The following is a 9,801-nucleotide window of genomic DNA, read 5'->3' as shown; positions in this document are numbered from 1 at the left end:
TGTCGCAAGGCTCCAGCCTTGTGACCCGCATGCTAAGTATACGCCTTGCCTTTAGGACAGTACTGCGTTAGGCAATCAAAATATTGCAGCCTTACAAAAACATTCATCCAAAAAACAGTTGCGAAACTTACAAAATATAATCCTTCAGGATTTCTGAATTTATAAATTTATAATTGTGGCTCATACGTTAAAAATACAAAATCCCGGATGATAACTAACATCCGGGATTTGCATATTCAATACTTAGCATGCGGACCACAGGCCAGGAGGCCTGCGGTAGCGATCAGAAGCCCTTGCGGTAGCTGGGTAGATTTATAACCGATCCCTTGCGGTGAAATTGGCCAGAGTTGCGTCCGCCCCACAAGGAAGCCCGTTTGTTCACGATTGATGACACGTACAAGTCGAGGACTCAGACCTGTTCAAAGTCTTCATCATTAAGGTTAAAAACCAGCCTGGATGACATGCTTTCATCGTGGAATGCGTGAAATATCTCAAGCTCGTTAGGGCCTATAAATTGCTTGATATAAACCATGTCAAACTCTTTGGAAAATTGACAAACCGTACCGTCGTCAACCTTGTAAAAATTAATGGTAAAATAGTGGTAATAGCCTACAAGGTGATGCTTTACAAAAAACAGGAGCCTGGAATCCTCCTTGAAGACAAAATTGCCAGCGATGCAATCGTTGGAGATCAGTTTTTCCCCAATGTATATATCGGCCACATACGGGCCGCCCATGCCCATAATTTCATTGGGGTCTTTTATTGTTAGTTCTATCCCGGATACTGTCTCTTTTATCATGGTAGTTATCTTTTAAAGGGTACTGCTTTTGGTGTGTATATTTGAAGCCATGTTCCTACGCCCAACCCCGGCTGCGGCCCGACTATTCCTATTTTTATGTTCGTTCCCATGGGGATAACCTGATTAGACCACGGCCCCAAATTCTTTTGAAAGCCCTCTGTAATCTGCAACGCCCTTCTGCCGAACCATTGCGTCTTCCCGAATGATTGTGGTGCAATAGTACTAAAATTAAAACTTTCGTATTTAAGAGTATTCTTAGATGCATACAGCCCCGCTGTCGCAAGGCTCCAGCCTTGTGACCCGCATGCTAAGTATACGCCATGCCTTTAGGACAGTACTGCGTTAGGCAATCAAAATATTGCAGCCTTACAAAAACGTCTACTCAAAAACAGTTGCAAAACTTACAAAATATATTCTTTCCGGGATTTATGAATTTATAATTGCGGGTCATACGTTAAAAATACAAAATCCCGGATGAAAAAAACATCCGGGATTTGCAAATTCAATACTTAGCGTGGCGTTCACCTGTCAGCGGGGTACACGCGACACGCGTGCACCCGCGAAGGGCTTTGTTCGTTACATTTATCTTTCTTTTTTATTCGGACTAACCTTTTAATATCACAACTAACATAAAGCACACTGTGATGATTAATTGAACTATGCCAGTTCTATTTGCAATGTTCTTTTGGGTTACTTTATCATCCTTATCACTTAAAGACACTCGATTGCCTGCATAAGCCGCCGCTATTAGTATGACTCCTTCTGCCACTGCTAAAAGTATCTTCAGCCCAAGCCTCGCAGATGAATGTGCTAAACTTTCGGGAATGAGCAAGTCGTTATAAAATGCGTTCAATATAACCAGGAGCCAGCATATTATAATTTGATAAATGACATTAACTATAGTGTAGGTTGGTCGTTTCATTGTTCGGTTTGTCCTTGTATATTTTGCTTTGAGTAATTATGGTGTGGCCCTGCTGGTGCTGCTTGTTGGGCTTTATTCCAGTCGGCTACAGAATAGTTTTTACCATTATAGGTTACACCTGTAAAGTTACCTTTTCCATCGATAGATATTCGCACACCAATTGATGCAACCTGCTTTGGATCATTTTTAATCAAATCGGTTAATCCTCCGTAGGTCGCTGCACCCGTTAATAAAATGTTTTTACCACCTGTATCTCCAATTAGTGCTTCAGAGGCCGGAAAGCCTTTACCTGTCAGAGTAATATTAGCATCTAAATACCCTGCCTTATCATTCTCTGTTAGACTAATCCCTGAATTCAACATTACGTCAGGTGCAAGTTTTAAGCCTGCTGGATCAGAACCAGTAAGATGTTCATCTACTGAAAGGGTATGATTGTCACCAGATACAGACATTCCTATTCTATCTACCGAACCTTCAGATGAAAAGTTCTCTGCGTTACCAACTGGAATACCAAAGAAATGTGTACCAGTGCTCGTAACATGCCCACCTGAAACTTCACCAGTAGCCGGATCAATCGTTGTAGTTTGAGACAAACGTGAACTTGCGTTTGAACTTGCAGAGAACCCTCTTTTATCATCATCGAAACCTGACCCTTTAAATGATCCTGGCGGTGCAAAAGCCCTAACAGTTACAGGGAAAGGAAACATTCCGTCTGGATCGAAAAGCTTCATTGGGTTATTAAGAACGTAGTTGTAAGGTGACCAACCTGGTAGCTTACCAGCTAATGGATCTGGAGTCGTCCATCTACCAATTATAGGGTCGTAGAAACGTGCACCGTAATCATATTGACTGGTTAAATCTGTTTGAATCTCCTTCCCGTTATAAAGATAACGGTTATTGTTCGAAAGATCATATACTACCGGTGTTCTTCTTAAGCCGAACGCATAATACTCATCTTCCTGTATTCGCCTGGCCGCGCCTGTAGTTGGGTTTTTATCAAACGAAACCCGTACGTTACCCAAATGATCAGTCAGGTTATATTCATAATTCCATGAACTGCCATTCGGTACTGCCCGGCCTTCCTCAGTCTGGATAAATTGTATGGTACCGTTAGCGGCAGTTGTGCCCTGGTAAACAACGCCGCTGACATAGTTCCAGTAACCATCGCTGCCCTGGTTGCTAAGCTTATTGCCCTGGGCATCATAAATGTAGCTGGCCAGTTGCGTACCGTTCTGGGTAACCRTTTGCGGCAGGTTAAACAGGTTATAGCTGATCGTTTTACTTCCTCCATCGCCTGGGGCGTTACCATTCGCGTCATATGTGCCATAACTCCGGAATGCTGCCCCGCTATTGGTTACCGTTTGCAGCTGGTTGCTGTTATTGCTGTTGTAATAGGTATAAACCAATGTAGCCGGGTTTGAGCCCGTACGCGTAAGGGTTTTGATATTGCCCATCAAATCATAGCTTAGCTGTTCGCCCAGGGTGCTGCCTCCTGTCGAGGCTCCGTTTGTTAACCTGTTTAACTGATCATAGGCATATTTGAAAGCTACATTGGCGGCCCCGGTTTTGGTGTAAACCATTTCGGTTATATTACCGGTATACTGCTTGCTGTAGGTATTATCCGTAGGTTGGTTATAATACAGGTTGAGGTTAAACAGGTTACCATCGGTTTTTGATGCCTGCAACCATCCCCTTTCGTTATAGCTATAGGTAACCGATTGCAGGTATGATGTGCCGTTGTTTTCGCTGTGCAGGTGTTTTACGTAGGCCTGGCCTATCTCGTTATAATCTGTTTGGCTCAGCAATATATTTGCACTGCTGCCTATCTGCTCATAGGTTTTGATTTTACGGCCCATGTGGTCATAGGCATATGTATTGGTAATGTTTAAGTTGGTGCCAGCCGCAGTATAATGATGCCTTACCGTGGCTGTAACATTATTATTGAAATCGAAGGTATTTACTATATCATCGTAATTTGAAGGATTGGCCTGTCCGGTGGTGCCGCCCAGGTAATGCTCTTTAAAGGTTTCTATATTCCGGCCCAGCCCATCGTAGCAAAACTCGGTATACAATACCGCCGAACTGCCAAACACCCAGGTTTTGGTACAGGTGAGCATGCCGCGGGGCTGGCTTACTGCCGAGGCCGGAATAACGTAAGGCAGGTCGGGAGCGGTATAATCATCATAATAGTTAACCGATAACGATCCCTGGAAACCGGTTATCGGCCATGCCGTATTTGTAGGGTATCCCCCCACAGGCCTGCTTTCCCATAAGGGACCGGTAAAGTTTTTTACCGCAAGCTGCAGGTCGGGTCGATTGATGACCGTTCCGCCATTATTCCAGGTACCTGTCCAAACTACCCTGCCTATGGCGTCGTATTTGGTAAATACCCATTGGTTAGTTAAACGTTGGTTGCCATCCTGTGTGGCTACGGGCTGGTCAAGCTGGTTATAAACAATGTATTCCCAGTTTTTACCGGGTATTCTTTTTTGGATCAGGCGGTTTCGCTCATCATACTGGTATTGATAACACAAGTTGTCCAGCGTGGTTTGTACCGGTTTTATATTGTCGGCATTGCTCATGGGCGGCAGTACAAAGGCCAGGTTGCCCAGGTCGTCATACACGTAATAGGTCGATAACATTTGCAGTACGCCTGCGGTAAAGTTAAACGTGCGTTTAAGCACCACATGGCCTTCTATATCTTTATATTCTTCGGTGGTTCCGCCGCGGCCGCTTTTCCAGTTCTCGTCTTTGCTTACTGTTACATACAACTGGCCGCCCAGGTAATAATTACCTGAAATATTGCCCAGCGTAAGCGTGCGGCTCTGGTTGGTGTTGATGGTCGCGTTATAAAGCATCACCCGCATGCTTACTGCCGTATCTGCTCCGCTAAAGGCATTGAGGTTATTGTTGGTGTAAACCATTTTTAGGGTGTGCCCGGTGCTGGCACCCGCTACCGGCTGCCAGTCTGTTCCCGGGGCGCCTTGCTCAGTTACACGGTTCAGTGGTGAGGGCTCAAAATTGGTGATTGCATAGGGTTTGGGGTTAAAAACAATCCCGTTATTTTGCTGCGCGCCACTTGCACCGCTGCCGCCGGGGTTATAAAAATTATTTATACCGGTAGTAAGTGCATCAGTTTTGTAGCTGCCATCAGCTGTAGTTGCCGCATACGGCAGGTATTTTTGTGCTTCGCGGCCATAGGCATCATAGGCTACGGGCTGTACCACATCTTTAAGGGTTGTTGAGCCTTTAACCTGCACGGTTTGCAACGGACGGCCCAGGCCATCAAAGTATTGTACCGTTTGCATCAGTTCGCAGGTGCTGCGACCTGCAAGGCCGGCTACTGTAGTAATACCGCCAATACGCGGTACCGAGGTTAATATATAGTTTTGATTGGCACTTAAAGCCGTTGTTTGGGGCACGCAATCGGGATTTACAATATATAAAACCAGGCTGCTGCCTGTGCCTGCCGCAAAGCTGAAAGTAGGGTTTAGCGTAATGCTGGTATTACTATAGTATGAGCCTGCCGCCGGGGTTCCTGTCATGGGTGCGCTTACATACGTTTGTGCCCGGGGGCTTAAAGCCCAAAGCATAAGGCTTAAAGCTAAACAAAGTTGCTTTAGCCTTGGTTTTATAGTGATATGGGTAATGGCCATATTGAGGTTGTTTAAGGTTTCCGTATCGGTTTATTGTCCCTGGTAATGATAGTCCGTATGTTTTACAATGTTGCCGTCCTTATCCTTAATGTTGATCAGCCGCTGGAATCCGTCATATTCGTAATAAGCGGTCTGGCCTTTAGCATCGGTGGCACTGGTAGCGCCTATCAACGGATCGTAGGTATAAGTTGTCATCTGAGCATCGGCAGGATAAATCCTTACATCATCATAAGCAGCATCAGCACCAGCTACCGTTAATGTAAAAGAGCTTCCTGTATAGGCTTGTTCCGGCTTGTACATCCAAATACCTCCGCTACGATACCAATAACTAATCACATAATTACGGGTATTAGGCCGCGTCCAGCTCACAGCAGCATTGGTGGTATATTTCAAACCTGTATGGGAGGTACCGGTGATTACGCCTGTAGCTGTACTTTCTTCATAACCTTCGTAATAGAATTCGGTACTGGCGGCATTTTTGCATTCAGCTATGGGGTATTGACTGTTATAACCCCATTTGTAGGAAATAGATGGCCCGCCTGTTTTTTGCTGTTGTAATATATTGCCATAAACATCATATCCATTAATCATCATCCTACTCTGAATCGCATTTATTCCATCCTGGCTAAGTACTTCCTTTTGCAGCACATGATTACTGAACAAATTATAATTAACAAGCAGCTTGCCCGTGAGCGACTGGTTTTTATATTTTTCCGTTTCCAGGTATATTCCTACCATATTTCTGGCCAACATGGTATCAATAGCAACCGAAGCAGCGGCGGTGAGCGGGATACTGCTATTGATCGTCGCCTTTTCCAACGCGGTCCTGTTATATGTTTTTAGGGTATCTCTTTTACTATTAACCTGTACCATACGTGTAGGCTGGCAATTGGCTGCATTATCATAATAATAATTGGTTACTGTTGTTACCGAATCGGGGCCGGTGGTATTATATATGGTTTCAGTTGAACTATCGTGCAGTACCTGTTCTGAAGAAATATTAAATGGCGGAGCAATTAAGCCACAATCATTAGCCACAAGTTGAGTGCACAGCGGGGTAAAAACTGTAGCATATCCGGCGGCAAAATTAATTACCTGCGTTTTAAAAATGAATGAGTAACTATTGTAAAGCTGCTTTACTTTTTGCGTGACATTATAATCAGACTGTGCCAGCAACAACCCCCTTCGCCACTCACGTGGATCAGTGGGCGGATAAGGGTAATTTTTGGCGTTTACCGTACCATTATCAGCAACGTTACTAAAGTATGAAATTGTTTTTCCGTTGCCCCCTGTAGGTCCGTAAGTTGTAGTTACTTTTCCATAGCCTATTGCCCCTCCCTGTATAGATCCCAGGGCGAATTTGGTAGATGAATTTCTAATAACCTTAGTAAAAAGACAATTCTCGCCTGTAGAGGTATTGGTTGTATTACTATTTTGCGTAGTGACGTAGTCATTCAACGAATCTATAGGATTGATTACAAACCCATTTTCATAGGTAAAGTACCGGTCATTTATCGGTGTTGCATTTACACCATCATAGTTAATGATGCTTTTTACCCTTAAGCCGCCAACCATCTGTGTAAAGGGCAGCGATCCTAACGATTTACTATAAGTTAAAGACGCGTTTATATTTACATTATCGTTAGCGGAGGTAAATTCATCGCTTGCTACGTTTGTATATATTTTGAATGTATATGTTCCTGCCGTTAATAAAGTAAAATAGGTATTGCCGCTGGTTGTTAACGAGCCTAAAACAGTGCCTGACGAATTCAAAACCTGGGCGTATACCCTGGCAGAAGGGAAATCAGCAAGAATGCCCGAACTGATACTGCTTGCAAGTACAATCTGTACGTATTGAGGTTTGGTTATCGTAAAACTGGTGCTTTTTGAATTTACAAAGGGAGTTTGATTATAGGTTATGTATAGCTGACCAGGTATCGATGTTGTGGAAAATTGCTCGGTATTTGTTGTAAGGCTGTTGGGCTCATAATTAAATTTGGTGTAACCACCGGTAGGGTAAGTGATTTGAGTTAACATCTCGGCCTGCATATAATTACCATTAAAAACCTTTGACGCTCCTAACAAATGATTGGTACTTGGTGTAAAACCGGTTTGGTACTGGGTGGATGATGTCCAGAATGTTGATTGCGGAAGCGTAAAAACTACCGGAGGAAGCAAGGTGGAATTTTGTACAGCACCATTAAAAAAGCCCAGGTGGTCTTGTGCGAATGATCTTCTTGAAGGCAGATTTTGAGGGTTATATTGAAAAGACCATAATTGAAAAGTTGTATTGCCCGGGGCTTGTCTTTTCAGGCTAAGTAGTCTTAGCCGTTTATGGAAATAACTGGAGTCTGCCGGATTGCCGTTATACTCTACGCTGTTTACAGCTTGCGAATAGGTGTAGTTAAACAGGTAGTCATCAATATATTTATTAGCTTGCTTAGAAAATATTTTTATCTCGGATAGGGCTGTGCCGTCTTTTAAATCACTCCTGGACGAAGTCTGGGGAACAAACTCGATGCGGGTCAGATCTGATTCTATCCTTGTTAATGAAAGTTGGGTGACGAATTGATAGTCGGCTTTTGACGACAACGAAAAGTTTGTTAAAATGCTGCAAACATTGCCATTGTCACCGGTTTTATATTGAATAGCATCACTTTCTGTAACATGCGTATCCTGGGTAATTGTTGTACCGCTGTAGGTAAAATTCACCACTTCGCCGGATGGAGAGGTAATAGATTGCAGGTACCAGGAAGAATTATATTGAATTCCACCTGCCGCTGCCCCAAATGTGGTTGTGTTGATTTCACAAAAACTATTGCTGCCCCCAAATAAAAGCTGGGTGCCATCCTCCAGCGTTACCCTCCATGAGTTTGGTATAGCGTAAGTTACTCTTACATTGCTATAAGGCATAGTGGTGACAGTACCGTCTGCTTTTAAAAGCAGGCGGTATGATTTTCCCATAGCACTAAGCGTATAAACATCCTGTTGGCTGTCGCCGTTCAGGTTAGCCGCGTCTACCCGGTGCATAGTAGCTCCATTTGTAATGGTAGACGTAGATTGAAAATTATTGGGGTCGGTATACCTACTTGCATATGAAAAGTAACTATCTTCATCCGGCAGTCCCCTTACAGATCTGCTGATGACTCCTCCGGCATTCAGCGCCCACCCCAAGCCCACCCATGATGCAATATCGCCAACCCGGTTGCCCGAAGCATGATAAGAAATATCAATAGGTACTTTGATGTTTCTGCCATTTAACTCGTAAATCGGGACACTTATATTGGGCAGGCCGGTATATAAACTAACCGGCCACTCTGAATACTTACCCAGGCTGGACGCATTTGGAGATGGGGGAACTATGTTACGAAGACTTTCCAATGCGGGGTCTACCTGTGCAAAAAGAGCACAAGGAATTTGAAAAATGACCACCCAAATGCATAATTTCAGGTATTTTCTTTTATCTTTTTTCATCATGTTTTTCATTTAAGCGTGTTGCCAATATTTCCAGTTGCTTTTTTAACTGGTTTATTTGTTCTTCATTTTTTTGATTAATAGCTTCCTGCTCCTTTTTTTCCTTATCCTTCTCAATCAAATACAAAGTCAATTCYTCCACCTTTTTAACCAGCAGCTTATTCATTTCGCCCARRTTCAAYCCRTYTTTGGCAACCTCCGCTTCAGATGGCATATCCGGYAARTGYTGGTTTTGATCGATGTAGGTTTTTACATCGGTGAGGGATGGGAGTTGGTARTCTTTTTTGAAAACGTAGTCGGGCCAGTTRGCGTAAAGCTTCACGGTCATGGAGGTTGCTATGGCGCTGCCATTTACGGCAAGTTTATAACCTTTGGGATCTATTGTACCTATGCCAACATTACCCAATGCGGTTCCATCAGATTTGGTACCCAAAATCGTATTGCCATCTAATGATTTAATAATATCTAAATCTCCCCCATCCGCATTGAAATTAACCCCACCCCCGTATTGATATACGCCCCTTATTGCCCAGTTTAGTGCCCCCGTAGGCCCAGAAAAGCCAAGATTGGTAATACTAACATTATTCTTAGTTGGGAAAACTGGCTCTAATACTGCTTTTATATTGCCATTTACCATCGCGCTGCCGTTTACGGCAAGTTGATAGCCGGTCGGTATAGAATTGGTATTAATACCCACCGTACCATTGGTAAAGACATAAAAATTATCATTTGAATTTATAGCCTTATTGGCCACAGTTGTGTTGAACCCCTGGATTCTGATTATTCCCAGATCTGAGCCAACTCCGGCAAATACATTACTACCGTTGCCACTGTGCTTAATCAGGAATACCGGATTATCGGTACCATACTGATCACCATTTTTGATCAGCGTCAAAGCGGTATTGAATTTATTTGCTCCAGCCCCGATCTGGCTGTTTACAGATACATCC

General features: G+C 43.6%; 4 protein-coding genes and 1 pseudogene. All 5 read right to left on the bottom strand.

Going from position 1 to position 9,801, the window contains the following annotated elements; translation table 11 throughout:
• Positions 1–409: 409 nt before the first annotated feature.
• Positions 410–799: a hypothetical protein gene (locus AC1DPZ_RS16415; protein WP_477405294.1), complete on the bottom strand. Its 390-nt coding sequence runs from the start codon at positions 797–799 to the stop codon at positions 410–412.
• A 604-nt stretch (positions 800–1,403) separates the two neighbouring features.
• Positions 1,404–1,721: a hypothetical protein gene (locus tag AC1DPZ_RS16410; RefSeq protein ID WP_477405292.1), complete on the bottom strand. Its 318-nt coding sequence runs from the start codon at positions 1,719–1,721 to the stop codon at positions 1,404–1,406.
• Positions 1,718–5,377 carry a DUF6443 domain-containing protein gene (locus tag AC1DPZ_RS16405; protein ID WP_477405290.1) on the bottom strand — a complete coding sequence of 1,220 codons (3,660 nt, stop codon included), beginning with the start codon at positions 5,375–5,377 and terminating at the stop codon, positions 1,718–1,720. Before AC1DPZ_RS16405 ends, AC1DPZ_RS16410 begins: the two co-directional genes overlap by 4 nt.
• A gap of 30 nt (positions 5,378–5,407) precedes the next feature.
• Entirely contained in the window at positions 5,408–8,854 is a 3,447-nt protein-coding gene (locus AC1DPZ_RS16400) for an RHS repeat domain-containing protein (RefSeq protein ID WP_477405288.1), read from the bottom strand.
• Positions 8,838–9,801 (bottom strand): annotated as a pseudogene (locus AC1DPZ_RS16395) (hypothetical protein); the annotation flags it as partial. The gene AC1DPZ_RS16400 and the pseudogene AC1DPZ_RS16395, both read right to left, overlap by 17 nt.

It is taken from the genome of Mucilaginibacter sp. P4_G9 (assembly GCF_056400985.1).
This window is presented reverse-complemented; position numbering and strand designations above follow the sequence as displayed.